This is a genomic window from Iodobacter violaceini, assembly GCF_011601265.1.
In the GTDB taxonomy this organism is placed as follows: Bacteria; Pseudomonadota; Gammaproteobacteria; order Burkholderiales; family Chitinibacteraceae; genus Iodobacter; species Iodobacter violaceini.
On the sequence record NZ_JAAOLX010000068.1, the window covers coordinates 1 to 207 of the forward strand.

The following is a 207-nucleotide window of genomic DNA, read 5'->3' on the forward strand; positions in this document are numbered from 1 at the left end:
CATCCGCCACACCCGGATTGCCGACTTCGATGCCGGTAATGGCCGGGCTGTCGTTGTCCAGAATCCCGCCGGTGGCGCTCACGCCGCCAATGGTCAGAGGAACGGTTTCCGGAGTGATTTCAACCAGCGCGTCATCCACGGTTGGCAGAGTAACGGCGAAGTTGGTCACGCCTGCAGGCACGGTGATCAGACCCGTAGTTGCGTTGT

Annotated in this window: 1 protein-coding gene; it reads right to left on the reverse strand. The window is 61.4% G+C overall.

The window, feature by feature from the left end; all coding sequences use genetic code 11:
• Window positions 1–207 (reverse strand): hypothetical protein (locus HA050_RS22790; RefSeq protein ID WP_166830608.1); only part of this gene is annotated, 207 nt, incomplete at both ends.